This is a genomic window from Vibrio sp. Vb1755 (genome assembly GCF_033338635.1).
Taxonomy (GTDB): domain Bacteria; phylum Pseudomonadota; class Gammaproteobacteria; order Enterobacterales; family Vibrionaceae; genus Vibrio; species Vibrio alginolyticus.
In genome coordinates this window covers 157,915-176,509 of record NZ_JAWOTA010000006.1, presented here as the reverse complement: position 1 = coordinate 176,509, position 18,595 = coordinate 157,915, and the positions used below count along the sequence as shown (strand labels likewise).

16 protein-coding genes are annotated in these 18,595 nt (G+C 44.8%); 11 read left to right on the top strand and 5 right to left on the bottom strand.

The genetic code is table 11. The features are described 5' to 3' along the window. Positions 1 to 50: 50 nt before the first annotated feature. From R7E00_RS08485 to R7E00_RS08475, 3 genes are all read left to right on the top strand, one after another. Positions 51 to 248: a DUF5363 family protein gene (locus R7E00_RS08485; RefSeq protein ID WP_005380125.1), complete on the top strand. Its 198-nt coding sequence runs from the start codon at positions 51 to 53 to the stop codon at positions 246 to 248. After that, on the top strand, positions 235 to 1,008 hold the full coding sequence (locus tag R7E00_RS08480; protein WP_005380129.1) for a TatD family hydrolase: 774 nt from the start codon (positions 235 to 237) through the stop codon (positions 1,006 to 1,008). The genes R7E00_RS08485 and R7E00_RS08480 overlap by 14 nt, the downstream gene beginning before the upstream one ends. 204 nt (positions 1,009 to 1,212) lie before the next feature. Continuing rightward, on the top strand, positions 1,213 to 2,496 hold the full coding sequence (locus R7E00_RS08475) for a NupC/NupG family nucleoside CNT transporter (RefSeq protein WP_005380131.1): 1,284 nt from the start codon (positions 1,213 to 1,215) through the stop codon (positions 2,494 to 2,496). Positions 2,497 to 2,854: 358 nt separating this feature from the next. Here the strand turns inward: R7E00_RS08475 and R7E00_RS08470 are convergent, their stop codons facing one another. Beyond that, a complete protein-coding gene (locus R7E00_RS08470; RefSeq protein ID WP_005391675.1) occupies positions 2,855 to 2,989 on the bottom strand; it encodes a hypothetical protein in 135 nt (44 codons plus the stop codon). Between the two features lie 90 nt (positions 2,990 to 3,079). On the opposite strand from R7E00_RS08470, the gene deoC reads away from it, so the two are divergent. The 4 genes from deoC to deoD all read left to right on the top strand — a co-directional run bounded on the left by deoC (position 3,080) and on the right by deoD (position 7,434). Then, a complete protein-coding gene (deoC, locus tag R7E00_RS08465; protein WP_005380133.1) occupies positions 3,080 to 3,856 on the top strand; it encodes a deoxyribose-phosphate aldolase in 777 nt (258 codons plus the stop codon). 97 nt (positions 3,857 to 3,953) lie between these two features. Further along, positions 3,954 to 5,282 carry a thymidine phosphorylase gene (deoA, locus tag R7E00_RS08460; RefSeq protein WP_213907997.1) on the top strand — a complete coding sequence of 443 codons (1,329 nt, stop codon included), beginning with the start codon at positions 3,954 to 3,956 and terminating at the stop codon, positions 5,280 to 5,282. A gap of 68 nt (positions 5,283 to 5,350) precedes the next feature. After that, positions 5,351 to 6,571 (top strand): phosphopentomutase, encoded by a 1,221-nt coding sequence (locus R7E00_RS08455; RefSeq protein ID WP_085569826.1) that lies wholly within the window; start codon positions 5,351 to 5,353, stop codon positions 6,569 to 6,571. 143 nt (positions 6,572 to 6,714) lie between these two features. Further along, complete coding sequence (gene deoD, locus R7E00_RS08450; RefSeq protein ID WP_005380140.1) at positions 6,715 to 7,434, top strand: purine-nucleoside phosphorylase; 720 nt, start codon at positions 6,715 to 6,717, stop codon at positions 7,432 to 7,434. A 95-nt stretch (positions 7,435 to 7,529) separates the two neighbouring features. On the opposite strand, the gene R7E00_RS08445 is transcribed toward deoD, so the two are convergent. Beyond that, the gene (locus R7E00_RS08445) at positions 7,530 to 8,135 is read right to left on the bottom strand and encodes a YtjB family periplasmic protein (protein ID WP_005391677.1); all 606 of its coding nucleotides are present in this window, start codon (positions 8,133 to 8,135) and stop codon (positions 7,530 to 7,532) included. Positions 8,136 to 8,226: 91 nt separating this feature from the next. Here R7E00_RS08445 and serB point away from each other — a divergent pair, with 91 nt between their 5' ends. Continuing rightward, positions 8,227 to 9,207, top strand: a complete 981-nt coding sequence (gene serB / locus R7E00_RS08440; protein WP_005386439.1) for a phosphoserine phosphatase — start codon at positions 8,227 to 8,229, stop codon at positions 9,205 to 9,207. A 63-nt stretch (positions 9,208 to 9,270) separates the two neighbouring features. Here serB and R7E00_RS08435 read toward each other — a convergent pair whose 3' ends face one another. Then, positions 9,271 to 11,619 (bottom strand): PilZ domain-containing protein, encoded by a 2,349-nt coding sequence (locus R7E00_RS08435; RefSeq protein ID WP_005380143.1) that lies wholly within the window; start codon positions 11,617 to 11,619, stop codon positions 9,271 to 9,273. A 136-nt stretch (positions 11,620 to 11,755) separates the two neighbouring features. Between R7E00_RS08435 and radA the strand changes: the two genes are divergently transcribed. Both radA and fusA read left to right on the top strand, forming a co-directional pair. Beyond that, positions 11,756 to 13,135: a DNA repair protein RadA gene (gene radA, locus R7E00_RS08430; RefSeq protein ID WP_005386443.1), complete on the top strand. Its 1,380-nt coding sequence runs from the start codon at positions 11,756 to 11,758 to the stop codon at positions 13,133 to 13,135. 215 nt (positions 13,136 to 13,350) lie between these two features. Next, positions 13,351 to 15,441 carry an elongation factor G gene (gene fusA, locus R7E00_RS08425; protein WP_005386444.1) on the top strand — a complete coding sequence of 697 codons (2,091 nt, stop codon included), beginning with the start codon at positions 13,351 to 13,353 and terminating at the stop codon, positions 15,439 to 15,441. Between the two features lie 118 nt (positions 15,442 to 15,559). On the opposite strand, the gene R7E00_RS08420 is transcribed toward fusA, so the two are convergent. Beyond that, positions 15,560 to 16,507, bottom strand: a complete 948-nt coding sequence (locus tag R7E00_RS08420) for a LysR substrate-binding domain-containing protein (protein WP_033905566.1) — start codon at positions 16,505 to 16,507, stop codon at positions 15,560 to 15,562. A gap of 97 nt (positions 16,508 to 16,604) precedes the next feature. Between R7E00_RS08420 and R7E00_RS08415 the strand changes: the two genes are divergently transcribed. After that, positions 16,605 to 16,814: a DUF1127 domain-containing protein gene (locus R7E00_RS08415; protein WP_005380156.1), complete on the top strand. Its 210-nt coding sequence runs from the start codon at positions 16,605 to 16,607 to the stop codon at positions 16,812 to 16,814. Between the two features lie 68 nt (positions 16,815 to 16,882). On the opposite strand, the gene R7E00_RS08410 is transcribed toward R7E00_RS08415, so the two are convergent. Continuing rightward, entirely contained in the window at positions 16,883 to 18,574 is a 1,692-nt protein-coding gene (locus tag R7E00_RS08410) for an AMP-binding protein (protein WP_025768211.1), read from the bottom strand. Between the last annotated feature and the right edge of the window lie 21 nt (positions 18,575 to 18,595).

Here is an 18,595-nt window from a genome sequence, read left to right as displayed (position 1 = left end):
CGCCCTTGGCTATAAACTTAGCCAAGGGCGTTTTTATATAAGGATAAGATATGAATTGGTTTAAACGTGGGCTAAAGCGTTACGACAACTGGTGTAAAGAGATGGGGTTAACTCCCGATCAGAAACGCAGTTGTGTCCCATATCGAAAAGACCCAGCCCATCAAACTGAAGAGAAGAGTGAAGCCCAACCATCCTCTGATTTTCTGCCCGCAGATACAGATAAAAAGCGTCAAGATGAAGCTCTTTGATACGCACTGCCACTTTGATTTTGATGTGTTTCAAGATGACTTTGCACATCAACTTGAGCTTGCTCAAACGCAAGGCGTCGCAAGAATTTTGATTCCTTCCGTCGGTCCGCAAAACTGGGCTCGTATTCAAACTTTGGCAGAGCAACATGCCAATTTGTATTATGCGCTCGGCTTTCATCCGTATTTTCTTGAAGATAACGTTGAGCAGCACCTTACAGAGCTAGAAGGCTATCTAAATCAAAAAGGGCAGCAGTGCGTGGCAATAGGAGAGTGTGGTTTAGATTTTGCCATTGATGTTGATCCACAGTTGCAAGAAAAGATACTTGAAGTTCAATTTGAGCTGGCTAGACGCTTCGAACTCCCAGTTATTTTACATAGCCGAAAAGCGCACAATCGCCTCATTCAAATGGTGAAAGCGGCGAATCTCCCTAGAGGTGGTGTGCTACACGCTTTTTCTGGGAGTTATCAGCAAGCCATGGAGTGGGTCAAATTAGGTTTTTTTATCGGTGTAGGAGGAACGATTACCTACCCAAGAGCCAAGAAAACACGCGACGCAATTCAAAAATTACCACTCGAAAACCTAGTAATCGAAACAGACGCACCAGATATGCCTATACTTGGATATCAAGGGGAGTCAAATCACCCAGCCAAACTCATTCACGTCTTTAATGAGCTCGTAGAGTTGCATAACGGCCGAAAGCAATCGATTGCCTCTCAACTGTGGAAAAATAGCAATTTTGCTTTCTCGATATGTGAATAAAATCTAAAGATGTGGTTTGAAATCGAAAACGTTTTCCTGCTTATTGTGAATTAACTCACAAAGCTGGTTGAATCAATCATGAATCTTATAGGAAAGTGTGAGGCTGGCATTACTTTAATTGATTCTGCATGAGTATAATTGCCCCCGCTTTATAGCTCCATTTTGTAACACGCCAATAAATAACTTATAAGGAAGTCATAAACTATGAGCCTGTTTATGAGCCTAATCGGTATGGTAGTGCTTCTTGCGATTGCAGTGGCATTTTCTAACAACCGAAAAGCTATCAACTTTAGAACTGTGGGTGGCGCATTCGCTATCCAATTCGCATTAGGTGCATTTGTTCTGTATGTACCTTGGGGCCGTGATCTACTAAACGGTTTCTCTTCAGGTGTTTCTAACGTTATCAACTATGGTAACGATGGTTCATCATTCCTGTTCGGTGGTCTTGTTTCTGACAAGATGTTCGAAGTATTCGGCGGCGGCGGTTTCATCTTCGCATTCCGTGTTCTTCCTACACTGATCTTCTTCTCTGCACTGATTTCAGTTCTTTACTACATTGGCGTTATGCAATGGGTTATCAAGATTCTTGGTGGTGCACTACAAAAAGCGCTAGGCACTTCGCGTGCGGAATCAATGTCAGCGGCAGCTAACATCTTCGTAGGTCAAACTGAGGCACCTCTAGTTGTTCGTCCATTCGTTCCAAAAATGACTCAATCAGAGCTATTCGCGGTAATGTGTGGTGGTCTAGCTTCTGTTGCTGGTGGTGTACTAGCTGGTTACGCATCTATGGGTGTTCCACTAGAGTACCTAGTTGCGGCATCATTCATGGCAGCACCAGGTGGTCTACTGTTCGCTAAAATTCTTCACCCTGAGACTGACCAGCCTCACGAAAGTATCGAAGAAGCGATGGACGGCGGTGACGACAAACCAGTTAACGTAATCGACGCAGCTGCGGGCGGTGCGGCTTCTGGTCTACAACTTGCGCTTAACGTAGGTGCAATGCTAATCGCATTCGTTGGTCTAATCGCGCTAATCAACGGTATGCTAGGTGGCATCGGTGGTTGGTTCGGCATGCCAGAACTAACACTAGAGCTAATCCTAGGTTACGCGTTCTCTCCACTAGCATTCCTAATCGGTGTTCCATGGGCAGAAGCTGTAACAGCTGGTTCATTCATCGGTCAGAAAATCGTAGTGAACGAATTCGTTGCTTACTTGAACTTCACACCATACCTAGGTGAAAACGCTCAAGTAATCGCGGCAACTGGTGAAGTAATGTCTGAGAAGACAACAGCTATCATCTCATTCGCACTATGTGGTTTCGCGAACCTTTCTTCTATCGCGATTCTACTTGGTGGTCTAGGTAGCCTTGCACCAAACCGTCGTAGTGACATCGCTCGCATGGGTGTTAAAGCAGTTCTTGCAGGTACGTTGTCTAACCTTATGGCAGCGACAATTGCAGGCTTCTGCTTAAGCCTTGCAGCACTATAATTAGAATCGGTTCTTAATATATAGACGCCGTTTTACATCATGCCCTGTAGCAAGAGATTGCTGCGGGGCATTTTTCGTTTTTCGGGCTCCAAAATTTCATCGGGTGTTTGCCTTAGTCGAGGTATTACGCAGTCAATGGAATAGGGGCTAGGAAATTTTGAGATACAAACCGTTTGCGCTCTATTTGGTGCTACAGTTTTGCGGTGAAACTCTATAATGTATTAATCACAGGATAGTGGTTAAGCTTGATTCTTAATCACGTAATGAATATTACATAATCGATGGGCAAATGAATTGCCCTGCAATATCAGATCTAATAGGCGTTTTGCTTTGTGATGTGATATTAAAGACACCGCAATCATAGATTGTTGTGCCATAGGCCAAACTGGTACTGTGCGGTGACAAGGATAGCAATTGGCATATGATAAATTTTCGCTGTATATGCCGAGTCTTCAGGGAACCAAGTCCGTTCATTAATAGACTGTTTAGCCATTTACTCACATTGTCTCGACTTGTTGATTATAGTTAAAGACGTGATGTAAGGCTGAGTAGTGAATTTTTTGAATATTGATCGGAGATAGAAATGAGCGATTTAAAAGCAGCAGCGCTACGTGCACTTAAACTTATGGACCTAACTACGTTGAATGACGATGACACTGATGCAAAAGTGATCTCACTATGTCATGATGCGAAAACAGCAGTAGGCAACACAGCTGCAATTTGTATTTACCCTCGCTTTATTCCTATTGCTAAGAAGACACTTCGTGAGCAAGGTACGCCAGAGGTTCGTATTGCAACAGTAACGAACTTCCCACATGGTAACGACGACATTGAAATCGCAGTTGCTGAAACAAAAGCGGCGGTTGCTTACGGTGCAGACGAAGTTGACGTAGTTTTTCCTTACCGCGCGCTAATGGCGGGTGATGAGAAAGTAGGCTTCGAACTAGTTAAGCAATGTAAAGAAGCTTGTGGTGACATTCTTCTTAAAGTGATCATCGAAACAGGTGAACTAAAAGAAGAAGCACTAATCAAGAAAGCATCTCAAATCTGTATTGAAGCAGGTGCTGACTTCATTAAAACTTCAACTGGTAAAGTGCCAGTAAACGCAACACCAGAATACGCTCGCATGATGCTTGAAGTTATTCGCGACATGGGTGTTGCAGAAACTGTTGGTTTCAAACCAGCAGGTGGTGTGCGCACTGCTGAAGACGCAGCAGCATACCTAGCAATGGCTGACGAAATCCTAGGTGACAACTGGGTTGATGCTCGTCACTACCGTTTTGGTGCGTCTAGCCTGCTAACCAACCTACTAAATACATTAGAAGTATCGGACGACGTCGCTGATCCAACAGCGTACTAATTCCAATAATACGTCTGAACGGTAGCACCTAAACGGGTGCTACCAAACCTCTTCTATCCTACTACAACCATGGCTCAAAAAAGCTTGGGAGGCACTAATGTATTTACCACAAGAAATCATTCGTAAAAAACGTGACGGTGAAGTACTTACCGCAGACGAAATCAACTTCTTTATTCAAGGCGTAGCGAACAACACGGTATCTGAAGGTCAGATTGCGGCGTTTGCTATGACGATTTTCTTTAATGAAATGACCATGGATGAGCGCATCGCCTTAACGTGTGCAATGCGTGATTCGGGCATGGTTATCGACTGGAGCCACATGAACTTCGGTGGTCCAATTGTCGACAAACACTCAACCGGTGGTGTGGGTGACGTAACTTCTTTAATGCTTGGCCCAATGGTGGCAGCGTGTGGCGGTTTCGTACCTATGATCTCTGGCCGCGGTCTTGGTCATACAGGCGGTACGCTGGATAAACTTGAATCTATCCCTGGTTACAACATTACGCCGAGCAACGATGTTTTTGGTCAAGTAACCAAAGACGCTGGTGTGGCGATCATCGGTCAAACTGGTGACCTTGCTCCTGCGGATAAGCGTGTTTACGCGACTCGTGATATTACCGCAACGGTAGACAATATCTCCCTGATTACGGCGTCGATCCTTTCTAAGAAACTGGCGGCGGGTCTGGAATCGCTAGTGATGGACGTAAAAGTGGGTTCAGGTGCATTTATGCCAACTTACGAAGCGTCTGAAGAGCTAGCAAAATCAATCGTTGCGGTAGCAAACGGTGCTGGCACTAAAACTACGGCAATTCTTACGGACATGAACCAAGTATTGGCGTCTTCAGCGGGTAACGCAGTGGAAGTTCGTGAAGCGGTTCGTTTCTTAACGGGTGAATACCGTAATCCTCGTCTACTTGAAGTGACCATGGCTTCATGTGCTGAAATGTTAGTACTTGGCAAGCTTGCTGAGAACACAGAAGACGCACGCGCAAAACTGATGGAAGTGCTGGATAACGGCAAAGCGGCTGAGTGCTTCGGCAAGATGGTTGCCGGTTTAGGCGGCCCTGCGGACTTCGTAGAAAACTACGACAACTACTTAGAAAAAGCAGCAATCATTAAGCCAGTTTACGCAACAGAAACGGGCATTGTCTCTGCAATGGATACACGTTCTATCGGCATGGCTGTGGTTGCTATGGGTGGTGGTCGTCGTGTTGCTACTGATGAAATCGACTACGCAGTTGGTTTCGACGAGTTCATCCGCCTAGGTGAGGTCGCAGACAGTGATAAACCTCTTGCGGTCATCCACGCTCGCACTGAAGAGCAATGGGAAGAAGCGGCAAAAGCACTGCGCAGTGCAATCAAAGTAGGTGGTGAATACACACCAACTCCAGAGGTTTACCGCCAAATTCGTGCAGAAGATATCTAATAGAACAAGTAATTACACAAGGCCTACTCAACCATAATAAAAAGCCGAGTGGGCCTAAGGAACGAGCAATGAAAAGAGCATTTATTTTAGTACTAGACTCATTCGGTATCGGTGCAACTGCCGACGCTAAAGAATTTGGTGATGTAGGTTCAGACACACTAGGTCACATCGCTGACCAATGTGAAAAAGGCTTAGCAGATAACGACAATCGCCAAGGTGCACTTCGCCTTCCAAATCTATCGAAACTTGGTTTGGCAATGGCGCATAAAGAATCGACAGGTCGCTTCGCACCTGGACTAGACGCAGACGCTGAAATCATTGGTGCATACGGTCATGCAGCAGAGCTTTCTTCAGGTAAAGACACGCCGTCTGGTCACTGGGAAATCGCAGGTGTTCCTGTTCTGTTTGACTGGGGTTACTTCACTGACAAAGCAAACAGCTTCCCGAAAGAATTGACTGACCGCATTCTTGAGCGTGCAGGTCTTGACGGTTTCCTAGGTAACTGTCACGCGTCTGGTACTCAAGTTCTTGACGATCTTGGTGAAGAGCACATGAAGACTGGCAAACCAATCTTCTACACGTCTGCTGACTCTGTATTCCAAATCGCATGTCACGAAGAGACTTTCGGTCTAGACCGTCTACTAGAGCTTTGCCAAATCGCACGTGAAGAGCTAGAAGATTACAACATTGGTCGTGTTATCGCGCGGCCATTCGTTGGTGCTGGTAAAGGTCAATTTGAGCGTACAGGTAACCGTCGTGATCTTTCTGTAGAGCCACCATCAGCAACGGTTCTTCAGAAGCTCGTTGATGAGAAGCAAGGCAACGTGGTTTCTATTGGTAAGATTGCTGATATCTACGCAAACTGCGGCATCACTAAGAAAGTGAAAGCGACAGGTATCCCTGCATTGTTCGAAGCAACGCTAGAGCAAATCAAAGAAGCGGGCGACAACACGATCGTATTCACTAACTTTGTAGACTTCGACTCAGCTTACGGTCACCGTCGTGACGTAGCGGGTTACGCAGCGGCACTTGAGTACTTCGATGATCGTATCAACGAAGTGCTAGAGATTATGGAAGAAGACGATGTGCTTATCCTAACGGCAGACCACGGCTGTGACCCAACATGGCCAGGTACTGACCATACTCGTGAGCACATCCCAGTATTGGTTTATGGTCAAAAAGTACCAGCTGGTTCTCTTGGCCGCCGCGAAACATTCGCAGATATCGGTCAAACATTGGCAAGTTACTTCGGTACTTCTCCAATGGATTACGGTAAGAACTTCCTATAATTAGTTAGGTTTTTGAAAACTAGGAGCTTGATAGCTCCTAGTTTTATGTTTGCAGTATGTAAATGCTGCTTGTCGGAAATGAGAATACTCTGGCTTATATCGCCTTAAGCGCGGAGCGCTAGAGAAAGGTTAAGGAAAAGAAAATGGCAACTCCACATATCAATGCTGAAATGGGTGCATTTGCAGACGTCGTACTGATGCCTGGTGATCCACTACGTGCAAAATACATCGCAGAGACTTTCCTTGAAGATGTCGTTCAAGTGTGTGACGTTCGTAATATGTTTGGTTACACAGGTACATACAAAGGCCGTAAGATCTCGGTAATGGGCCACGGTATGGGTATCCCATCATGCTCGATTTACGCGACTGAACTAATCAAAGACTTCGGCGTGAAGAAAATCATCCGTGTTGGCAGCTGTGGCGCAGTGAATGAAGACATCAAAGTGCGTGATGTTGTGATCGGCATGGGTGCATGTACTGACTCTAAAGTGAACCGTATCCGCTTTAAAGGTCATGACTTCGCGGCAATCGCAGACTACAACATGGTTCGTGCGGCAGAAGACGCTGCAAAAGCTCGCGGTATTGACGTTAAAGTTGGTAACCTATTCTCAGCAGAGCTTTTCTACACGCCAGATCCAGAAATGTTCGATGTAATGGACAAGTACGGCATTGTTGGTGTTGAAATGGAAGCGGCTGGTATTTACGGTGTTGCGGCAGAATACGGTGCAAAAGCTCTGACAATCTGTACGGTTTCTGATCATATCAAGACTGGCGAACAGACTACATCTGACGAGCGTCAAACGACATTCAACGACATGATGCTAATCGCACTAGATTCAGTATTGCTTGGTGACGAAGAGTAAGCGACGAAGAGTCATTCTATTTTTCGCTCTCAAGAGCTAAAAAAACAGCCCACACATTGCGGGCTGTTTTTATATGAGTTGTTAGCGCTACCTAGTTACTTGGTTAGCAGCAGGTTTGGCGCTTTTTTACGACGTATCGGTTGTCGACGTAAAATCAAGATGAACAACATACCACAGACAAAGCTCATTAAGACCATCATGTACATATAACGATCGCTCTTGCGATAGTGGTGGTCAGAAATAGCCGTCACCCGGCCCGTCTCAAAGGTCACGCGAACAAAACCGATAAGCGCACCATCTGCAAAAACTGGTTCAACCAACTGCTGGCGACCAATGGAAGCTGTTGCCAAAGGCGTATCCAGGCCAAGAACTTCGCGTACCGATAATGCCTCTTCACTAGACGCTAAACGTACACCCTGTGCATCGTAGATTGTTGCATCAAACACTAAACGGTCTTGTGCTAGCTGGTTTGTTAGCTGAAGTAATCGTTCTTGATCTTTAGTTAAAATCATCTCACTGGCAGAAAGAGACGCCTGTGAAATCAAAACTTTGGTGAGCGTTTCAAGCTGTTGTGCTTGAATTTTCTCATTACCCTTACTGATCACAACACTGTTTTTTATTGTGATAAACAACATCACACACAGTAGGATTAGTGCCAGAATTCTTAGGGCATTCCTTACTGAGAACAAAGATTCACTCATGCTCTTTACTCATCCATTTAAAATAAAACAAAGACTTGCCTTTTTAGTTTGTTGAGGTAACGTTTTAGCAAAGTCATAAGGGATTATATACATGGACGCGTCAAAAAGCTTGCCTATCAGAAAACATACGACACTTTTAAAACGATTACCCGAGACTCGATTTGCCTCCCAATTAGATAAAGCAAAAGCAAACTGGATCGTATTTGCTGAGTACCTTTCGCCAAGTCACTTCGAAGACATTGATTTCTTCACCGGCTTTTACAACCCAATACTAGAAACGTGGAAAGTTGGCCAATATGAAGTAGCCCTGATGGCCGGAGAGTTGACTCCTCAACATGAAACGATCTTACAAAGTCTCAACCTAGATTACGCCTCGCTTAATGAAGTGCCCGATCTATCAACCCAAGGGTTGATTGTATTTGATATGGATTCAACGGCGATCCAGATAGAGTGTATTGATGAAATCGCGAAACTGGCAGGAGTAGGGGATGAGGTCGCTGAAGTCACTGAACGTGCCATGCAAGGTGAGCTGGATTTTGAGCAAAGTTTACGTCAGCGAGTTGGTAAGCTCAAAGGTGCCGATGAATCAATTCTTGAACAAGTTCGTTCCCAGTTACCATTCATGCCGGACTTTGAAGCGCTAATTGCGACGTTGAAAGCCTTGGGCTGGAAAACAGCGATTGCCTCCGGTGGTTTTACTTACTTCTCTGATTACATCAAAGATAAAGTCGACCTAGATTTTGCTCGTTCCAATCAATTAGAAATTATTGACGGCAAACTCACGGGTAACGTACTTGGCGATGTGGTAACGGCGCAGATGAAGTCAGACATTCTAGTGGAATTGGCGGATGAATATGAAATTGAGCAGCACAACACGGTCGCTGTCGGTGATGGCGCTAATGATCTTGTGATGATGTCGGTGGCAGGATTAGGGATTGCGTATCACGCAAAACCAAAAGTGGAAGCTCAAGCGCAATCTGCGATTCGCTTTGCTGGGTTAGGCGGTGTGCTCTGTATTTTATCTGGCGCATTGGTGAAGCAGCAAAAGGTTAGCTGGAAAGCTAAACCTTAACCATCCATTCAAAAACACCGCCAGAAAGGCGGTGTTTTTTTTCAATTTGGTATGACTTTGAATTTACTCGGTTAACTCCAATCTAATTACAACCTCTTCAGTAATGTCTTCAAATTCACTGTAACCAACGAGCGCCGTCAACTCTTTTTCTAACTTGCTTGCTTGATGTACACCAAATTGGGTTAAGTCACTTAAATCTTGTTGCAGTAATGATGTCATCGGATCGAAAATTGGCGCAGTAGAAAGGCGAATCACGTAAAAGTCACCCATCATTCGCGCTTTCTTTATAAATTGAATCCGCTCTTTTACGCTGTTGAACTCTTGATGAAGCTTTGACTCAATGCCTGTAATTTTATTGCCTACTTTTGCGGCGCTTATGTAGATATCCTGATGTCTGGCTTGAGCACCTTCTACACGTTTTATTGGCTCTGCGATTAATGTGCTTGTCCGGCCTTTAAAGATAGGTTCAAGTGACAACAGTTGGTCATGCCCAAGACGGGCAAAAAGCTCAATGTGTTTAGGTAGCGGCAAGTTCACCCCGATAACGGGGGTTTTGATTGAAGATGACGTACTCTTACTGATAAAAATGGGCGTGCTCAGCGTACGCGAGAGCAACATGCAGTGCAGCCTTTCAAGTAGAGCATTACTTGGTAGCGTCTCTTTTTGCGGGATTAGCTTGTCTTGATTGTGCTCGATAATGCTGTTGAAAAAAGCGATTACCTTCATGGTTTGGCTGCTTTCATCAATAACTAGCTGCACGCTACAACCGTCTGGGCTTACACGAATTACTCGGTATGGCACCGACATTAACGGCAATTTTTTATCGTAGAGTTGTAATTCTCGAAAGTTGATTCTTACCTCTTGCCCAGAACGTAACATCGTAGGCTCACTTAGCCTAATTCCGAGTCCTCGTTTGGAAAGGTCAACAGTACAGCCGCCTGTTTTAGTTTGTCCTGAGTACAACTCTAAAGGTGTTTTAAAACGATAACGAGGCTCTTTTCGACGAGACTTTGCATCAAAATAAATGCCCTTTGGATTGCCGATAACTCTTCTCGGATGACGAAACGCGTTTAACGTATTAGCGGGTAAGCGCGGCTTTTCAGTTAGCAGGTAATCCTGCCCTGATTTTTCGTCAGCAATTTCTTGCAAAATACCAATATGAGTCAGTGATTGAGACGTTTCTGCTAACTCTGGAGAGAAAGCTGCTAGGTCTTCCTGTTCTTGCTCAGATAGTTCAAAGATTGAAATTCTAAAGGCGCGCCAACTCTCTCGTTTGCCACCTAAATGCCAAAATAGCTGGCGCTGTTCGCGAGTTGCTTCAGGGCGAAACATCGAATAGAAATAGGTTCGATTCTCGTGCTCGTGAGTAAATGAATAAAGGACATTGGTTGTTCCTTTCACACCAGGCTTAATGAGTGACGCGATGCGTTGCTCGTTGAATAAGGAACCAAACATTTGCTGGTTTCTCTCATCGTGCCAGTATTGCCAAAGCTTTTGATTGTTTGGCGTTAACATTGCTAATTTTAGGTCACTACCATCAAAGAATAGAGGCAAGCTGCTGGTGTGCTTTAGTGCGATGTGCTCATAACCGCGAGTTCGAGCTCGAATAATCTTGTCTTGATTGTCGTGACGAGCCCTTTTAGCAGCACTGTTGAGCGCTTCATCTATCACTCGGGTGACGACATTGGTGTCAGTTAAGCGTATGGTTCTGAGGTATCGAACTGAGTCATTTTCGTAACAGTCATCAACCGCGAGTATGCGGTATGCAAGCGGTTTCTCTATACCTGCAACGTTAGATTTGCTGGCAAATTCAGTAAACGTGACCTGAATAATTTCCCCAAGGTTATATTTAAATGCGCTAGGGACTTTGAACTTTGCGCCAGAGCTAGATAAATCAATGCTTAATCCATGAAGAAGCTGTCCTTTAGAACGGCAAATTTCAACTTGAGATTGGACTTTCAAGCGTTTTTCTTGGCGCTTTAAATCGTAGCCTAGGTGAACGGGTTCTGCTAAGAACGGGCTTTTAGGATCCGTTAACGATTGCGTTTTTTGCTGAGTAAGGCGCTTGCTCATTACGCGAAAGTTATTTCGCGTGTTGACCAATGCTTCCCACATTCCTTCCGTGTAGCAGCCAAACTTTTTGATGTTTTTATGGTAAGCGTTGAAAGCAACATCATCCAACCAATGTGGAATACCATCCAAAATATACTCGCGACATTCGCCTTGAACGCGACCTCGCAAATCAATGCTTTTTTTGCATGGAGCCATTAAGCGGTTAAGTTCCATTTTAACCAAAATTTTGGCCGAAGGCGGCTCTTCCTCGGTCAGTTGGCCAAGGACAAAGTCAAAGTCATTCGTACCGTAAACGGGAATGAGTCGTTCTGCGAGCGAGAGAATTTCAGATTGCTGCATTATTTCTGTTAGAGTATGTCGTTACTTTAAATTGTATCGGCTAAGCGAAGTAATACTTAAGTATATCAATAGTTCATTTCAGTTCAGGTCTGACTTGGCTGTGCTTAGTCACATTTGTAGAAAAAATTGAGGCATCATGGCGAAAGCAAAACGAGCGTATGTTTGTAATGATTGTGGCGCGGACTTTCCCCGTTGGCAGGGGCAGTGTAACGCATGTGGTGCATGGAATACGATAACAGAAGTACGTATCGCTGCATCGCCAACCGTTGCTCGCAATGAACGCTTAAGCGGCTACGCTGGTTCCGCAACAGAAGCTACGGTTCAAACGCTATCCGAAATTGATCTGCAAGAAGTACCTCGCTTCACCAGTGGGTTTAAAGAGCTTGACCGCGTGTTGGGTGGTGGTGTTGTGCCAGGTGCCGCAATTTTGATTGGTGGTAACCCTGGTGCAGGTAAATCAACCCTTCTGTTGCAAACCATGTGTAGTTTATCTGCGCAAATGCCAACGCTTTACGTAACCGGTGAAGAGTCGTTACAGCAGGTGGCAATGCGTGCTTCCCGATTGGGCTTGCCGAAAGATCATTTAAAAATGCTATCGGAAACGAACGTCGACAAAATTTGCCAAATCGCCGAAAAAGAGCAGCCTCGTATAATGGTAATAGACTCGATTCAGGTGATGCACGTTTCTGATGTTCAATCGTCGCCTGGCAGTGTTGCTCAGGTACGTGAATCTGCGACGGCTCTGACACGATACGCAAAACAGAATAATGTTGCGGTATTTATTGTTGGTCACGTAACAAAAGATGGTACCCTTGCGGGCCCCAAAGTTCTTGAACACATTATCGACTGTTCGGTACTACTCGATGGTGGAACGGATAGCCGATTCCGCACTTTGCGTAGTCATAAAAACCGTTTTGGTGCTGTGAATGAGCTTGGTGTATTTGCAATGACAGGCCAAGGATTGAAGGAAGTGAGTAACCCATCAGCGATCTTCCTTTCTCGTGGTGAAGAAGAAACATCAGGCTCTTCAGTCATGGTGGTTTGGGAAGGCACGCGCCCTCTACTAGTAGAGATTCAAGCGCTGGTGGATTACTCGCAGTTAGCCAACCCTCGTCGTGTTGCGGTCGGCTTGGAGCAGAACCGCCTATCACTTTTGCTCGCTGTGTTGCATAAGCATGGTGGCTTACAAATGGCAGACCAAGATGTCTTTGTTAATGTGGTTGGCGGTGTTAAGGTGACGGAGACAAGCGCTGATCTTGCTTTAGTTATGGCGCTTTTATCGAGTTTTCGTGACCGTCCACTCCCTAAAGATGTGGTGATTTTTGGTGAGGTAGGGCTTGCGGGCGAAATCCGTCCAGTGCCAAGTGGGCAAGAGCGTTTGAATGAAGCGTTCAAACATGGTTTCAAGAAAGCCATCGTGCCAGCAGCCAACATGCCGAAAGGTGGCATCCCTGGCATGCAAATTCACGGCGTTAAGAAATTGTCGGAAGCGATAGAGGCTTTTGACGAGCTGTAATGCTCATAAGAATGGTATTTGTGCAATCACAAACTGTTCTATCCGTCCTCAATAAAATGCGAATAAAGTACATAAATTGCTGTGTTTGACTATGCTTTGGGGACGGAAATTTCACGTTAAAATTTTTTTTCTTCCATCCGCACGCAAGGGTATCAGTATTGACAGAATGTGATATACTCTGCGCGCACTTTATACCTTATTAACAGAGTAAGACAATGACTGATTTATCAAAATACAGAAACATTGGTATTTTTGCTCACGTAGACGCGGGTAAAACTACCTCTACAGAGCGTATCCTAAAGCTAACTGGTAAGATCCATAAGATCGGTGACACTCACGACGGTTCAACTACTACTGACTTCATGGAGCAGGAAGCTGAGCGTGGTATCACAATCCAGTCTGCAGCAACAACTTGTTTCTGGAACGATCACCGTCTAAACATCATCGATACTCCTGGACACGTTGATTTCACTATCGAAGTTTACCGTTCTCTAAAAGTACTTGACGGTGGTATCGGTGTATTCTGTGGTTCTGGTGGTGTTGAGCCTCAGTCAGAAACTAACTGGCGTTACGCTGACGAATCACACGTATCACGTCTGATCTTCGTTAACAAACTAGACCGTATGGGCGCAGATTTCTACAAAGTTGTAGATCAAGTACAGAACGTACTAGGTGCTACACCTCTAGTTATGACTCTACCTATCGGTATCGAAGAAGATTTCGTAGGTGTTGTAGACGTACTAAGCCAACAAGCTTACGTATGGGATGAGTCTGGCCAACCAGAGAACTACGAAGTTCAAGATATTCCAGCAGACATGGTAGAAAAAGCTGCTGAATACCGTGAAATGCTAATCGAAACTGCTCTAGAGCAAGACGAAGATCTAATGATGGCTTACCTAGAAGAAGGCGAAGAGCCATCTCTAGAAGACATCAAACGTTGTATCCGTAAAGGTACTCGTGATCTAGCATTCTTCCCAACTTACTGTGGTTCAGCGTACAAGAACAAAGGTATCCAACTTATTCTTGACGCGGTAATTGATTACCTACCATCTCCAACAGAAGTTGATCCACAGCCTCTAACTGATTCAGAGACTGGTGAGCCAACTGGTGAAGTTGCGACTGTATCTGCAGACGAGCCACTACGTGCTCTTGCATTTAAGATTATGGATGACCGCTTCGGTGCTCTAACCTTTATCCGCATCTACTCTGGTAAGATGAAGAAAGGTGATACAATCCTTAACTCTGCAACTGGTAAAACAGAGCGTATCGGCCGTATGGTTGAGATGCACGCGGACGAGCGTAACGAGATCGATTCAGCACAAGCTGGTGACATCATCGCTGTAGTTGGTATGAAGAACGTTCAAACTGGTCACACTCTATGTGATCCTAAGCACGAATGTACTCTTGAGCCAATGATCTTCCCAGATCCAGTAATCTCTATCGCAGTTAAGCCTAAAGATAAAGGCGGTTCTGAGAAGATGGGTATCGCGATCGGTAAAATGGTTGCAGAAGATCCATCATTCCAAGTTGAGACTGATGAAGATTCAGGCGAAACTATCCTGAAAGGTATGGGTGAACTTCACCTAGACATCAAGGTAGATATCCTTAAGCGTACTTACGGCGTTGAGCTAGAAGTTGGTGCTCCACAGGTTGCTTACCGTGAAACTATCACTCAAGCAATCGAAGATAGCTACACGCACAAGAAACAGTCTGGTGGTTCTGGTCAGTTCGGTAAGATCGATTACCGCATCAAACCAGGTGAGCCAAACTCTGGCTTCACGTTCAAATCAACAGTTGTTGGTGGTAACGTACCTAAAGAATTCTGGCCTGCAGTTGAGAAAGGCTTTGCGTCAATGATGGAGCACGGTGTTCTAGCTGGCTTCCCTACTCTAGACGTTGAAGTTGAACTATTCGACGGTGGTTTCCACGCAGTTGACTCTTCAGCTATCGCTTACGAAATCGCAGCGAAAGGTGCATTCCGTCAGTCTATGCCTAAAGCTGGCGCGCAACTTCTTGAGCCAATCATGAAAGTTGACGTGTTCACTCCAGAAGATCACGTTGGTGACGTAATCGGTGACCTTAACCGTCGTCGTGGTATGATCAAAGACCAACAAGCAGCGTCTACAGGCGTACGTATCAAGGGTGATGTACCTCTATCAGAAATGTTTGGTTACATCGGTACTCTACGTACTATGACTTCTGGTCGTGGTCAGTTCTCTATGGAGTTCTCACACTACGCACCATGTCCAACAAACGTTGCAGAGCAAGTAATTGCTGACGTTAAAGAGCGTAACGCTAAGAAGTAATTCTTAAGTTAACTCTATAACTTGAAAGCCCCGCTTAGTGCGGGGCTTTTTGTATTTAGCAGTCTTATACGCAGAGCGTGTTTGTTTTATTCCTATTTAGCGTTTGTTTTGACGATTGTTATGATGCCGTTCTAGTACTGTTGCCTTTTAGGTCAATGGTCTTAAAGTCTGGTACCACTGACTTTTCAAATATTTCTATTTCTTCCTTCAACCATTGCGCAAACAATTGAGCTTTAGGTCTTTTTAAGTAGCCTTTTGGCGCACACAAGTAATACGCAAAGTTGGGCTTGATAGCGATATCTCCAATTCGGACCAATTTGCCAGAACGAAAATATTGATGAGCTAAACTGTGTTTTACCAATGCGACGCCTTGAAGTGATAGTGCAGCCTCAAGCACGAGATGTGATCCACTGTATTTTAAGGTAGGCTTTGCTGCGCTGTGACCCAAGGCTGCTAACCACATATTCCAATCAAGATCAGGCCAAACATCTTCAATCAGCTCAGCTTTGCTTAAATCCTCGATGTTATAGATCCCGTGCTCTTTCTGATACACCGGATGACAAGCAGGATAAAAAGCTTCGTCCATCAGCCATTGTGATTCTAAATTGGGATATTTTCCTAAACCGTAACGAACACATAAATCTATCTGGCTATCTTGAAAAGACACCAAATCATTGGTTGGTTCTAATAGCAAGGCGATATCAGGGTGACGCTGGCGAAAAGCCGTAATTTTCGGGACTAACCAATGATGAGCGAAAGAGGGGAGTGTTGATATCGAAAGGTGGTTCGGGTTTGGATCTTGATTGACTAATCTTACCCCTTGCTGCAAATGAGCAAACCCTCTTTCTGCCTGACTAAACAGTAGCTCTCCCTCTGGTGTGAGCACGATTTTTCTGTGCTGACGAACAAATAGGTCCGTGCCTAAGAACTCTTCTAAATGACGAATTTGCTGACTAATGGCCGCTGGCGTAACAAACAGTTCTTTTGCTGCCGTTTTAAAGCTTCCTTCCTTTGCTGCAACGAAAAAGTAATACAAGCCCTGTAAGGGAGGCATTCGATCTTTCACATTAGTTTTCCTTAACTCTATGGCAGATTCTATCGTTTGAGGATATCAGCGTAGTCGCTGATTATTAAGTGGTCAACATTGTATAGGAATCTTTGAAATGGAAAACATGACACACACTTGTGAGCGTACTATACCTACTGCCCATCAGAGCGGGTTACAGTTAATTTATTCTAAACTGGCGGCTTGGAGAAGGAACTATAAGACACGTCGTCACTTGAGAGAGTTACCAAAGCACCTTTGGGACGATATTGGATTAGGTGAAAGGGAGATTAGTTGTGAAGTGAGTAAGCCATTCTGGAGAGAGTAGTTTATGAGTTTGATTCAAGCTCAAAGTTAAGTTGCACTCCCCAATGGTGTTGAGGAGTGCAAGCAAAATTACAAGTCTTCTTCCCACACGACCAATTCATCTTTTGGCCAATTGTGGCCTATCTCATGATACTTTTGTTCGAGCACATGACGTTTAATTTTAAGCGTTGGCGTCAGTACGCCATTTTCTATACTCCAAGGTTCTTTAATCATTAACACACCTTTGATTTGCTCATGAGAGGCGAGTTCTTGATTCATCCTGGCAATAACTTTACGTGTGGTACGTGCGTATCGCTCTCGATCAAAGTTAGGGAAGTCATGTGGCACAACCAAAAGAATCGGAGCGGGTAGCCCTAAACCGATGAGACACATCATCTCTACGCGACTGTACTCGAAAAGCTTTTTCTCGATAGGAACCGGAGAGACAAATTTACCTTTGGCGGTTTTGAAGTTATCTTTTTTACGACCTTGAATCGTTAGATAACCATCTGAGTCGATAGCGCCGATATCGCCTGTGTGTAGCCAGCCCTCTGAATCAAAAGACTCTTGGGTGGCAATGTCATTTTTGTAGTAGCCAGAAAATAGCCCTTTGCCACGCACCATGATTTCATCATCAGCTGCGATTTTTAACTCAATGCCTGGTCCTGCATTACCGACACTACCGATTTTGTCAGCTCTAAATGGGTAGTTGAGCGTGCTGTAGGCAAATGATTCCGTCATCCCCCAAGCCTCTGTGATATCAAGGCCCACTGAGTGGTACCATTCCAACAGCGCTGGCGAGACAGGTGCAGAGCCACAGCCTAATACTCGAGCCTGATCTAAACCTAGACCATCTGCTAGCTTTTTCTTGATCAAAGAATTGACGAATGGGATTTTCAACAGAATATTGAGCTTCTTCTGTGGAAGTTTGTCTTGAATACGTTGCTGGAATAGCGTCCATAACCGTGGGACGGAGATAAACAGAGTTGGTCGGTGCATCTTCACATCTTCGATAAAAGTGTCCAGTGACTCTGGAAATGCTGTTGGCACGCCACCCATAATCGATGAACCGAAGATATAAACACGCTCTGTAATATGAGCGAGCGGTAAATAAGAGAACAATCGGTCGTTTTCTTGGATACCAATATGATTGATCAGTTGCTGAACAGACCAACTGAATGCGCCGTAAGTTAGCATCGCGCCTTTCGGTAACCCTGATGTGCCTGAGGTATACACCAACGACATTAGCTTGTCATCGTAATGCTGCGGACGCTCTTTACTTGGCACTGCATCAGCAATGAGCGCTTGGTATTCGTGCTTACACTTTGGTGCCGTGTCATAAGGTAGAGCGATGCTAATGAGTTCAGGCATAGCATCAATGACTTGCTGAGTTGCTTTGGGATCATCGAGTTTTCCGCCAATGATCGCTTTACTTTCACTATGAGTCACACAGTATTCGATGGTGTCTGCACCGGCGGTAGGAAAGATTGGCACACTGACATAGTCACCAAGCATCATAGCAAGATCGCAAATAAACCATTCTGCACAGTTTTTAGATACTAATGCGACTTTGTCGCCAGGCTTTACACCAAGTGAGCGTAGTGCGCTGACAAGTTTTAAGGCTTGATCTGCAACATCAGAGAATGTGTACTCAACAAATTGTCGGTTAATAATTTGTTTTAGGTAGACCTCATTTGGACGCTCTTGAGCCCATTTGAGGATCATTTCATTTGGTGGTGGGAGAGCGCAACCAGCAGCGCTATTTAGATTCGGCTGATTCATTTTAAGTGACTCCATGTCTTC

Bases quoted from the DNA above. Each gene is read 5' to 3' on its own strand.
- R7E00_RS08485 (WP_005380125.1), top strand. From the start codon at position 51: ATGAATTGGTTTAAACGTGGGCTAAAGCGTTACGACAACTGGTGTAAA.
- R7E00_RS08480 (WP_005380129.1), top strand. From the start codon at position 235: ATGAAGCTCTTTGATACGCACTGCCACTTTGATTTTGATGTGTTTCAA.
- R7E00_RS08475 (WP_005380131.1), top strand. From the start codon at position 1,213: ATGAGCCTGTTTATGAGCCTAATCGGTATGGTAGTGCTTCTTGCGATT.
- R7E00_RS08470 (WP_005391675.1), bottom strand. From the start codon at position 2,989: ATGGCTAAACAGTCTATTAATGAACGGACTTGGTTCCCTGAAGACTCG.
- deoC (WP_005380133.1), top strand. From the start codon at position 3,080: ATGAGCGATTTAAAAGCAGCAGCGCTACGTGCACTTAAACTTATGGAC.
- deoA (WP_213907997.1), top strand. From the start codon at position 3,954: ATGTATTTACCACAAGAAATCATTCGTAAAAAACGTGACGGTGAAGTA.
- R7E00_RS08455 (WP_085569826.1), top strand. From the start codon at position 5,351: ATGAAAAGAGCATTTATTTTAGTACTAGACTCATTCGGTATCGGTGCA.
- deoD (WP_005380140.1), top strand. From the start codon at position 6,715: ATGGCAACTCCACATATCAATGCTGAAATGGGTGCATTTGCAGACGTC.
- R7E00_RS08445 (WP_005391677.1), bottom strand. From the start codon at position 8,135: ATGAGTGAATCTTTGTTCTCAGTAAGGAATGCCCTAAGAATTCTGGCA.
- serB (WP_005386439.1), top strand. From the start codon at position 8,227: ATGGACGCGTCAAAAAGCTTGCCTATCAGAAAACATACGACACTTTTA.
- R7E00_RS08435 (WP_005380143.1), bottom strand. From the start codon at position 11,619: ATGCAGCAATCTGAAATTCTCTCGCTCGCAGAACGACTCATTCCCGTT.
- radA (WP_005386443.1), top strand. From the start codon at position 11,756: ATGGCGAAAGCAAAACGAGCGTATGTTTGTAATGATTGTGGCGCGGAC.
- fusA (WP_005386444.1), top strand. From the start codon at position 13,351: ATGACTGATTTATCAAAATACAGAAACATTGGTATTTTTGCTCACGTA.
- R7E00_RS08415 (WP_005380156.1), top strand. From the start codon at position 16,605: ATGGAAAACATGACACACACTTGTGAGCGTACTATACCTACTGCCCAT.
- R7E00_RS08410 (WP_025768211.1), bottom strand. From the start codon at position 18,574: ATGAATCAGCCGAATCTAAATAGCGCTGCTGGTTGCGCTCTCCCACCA.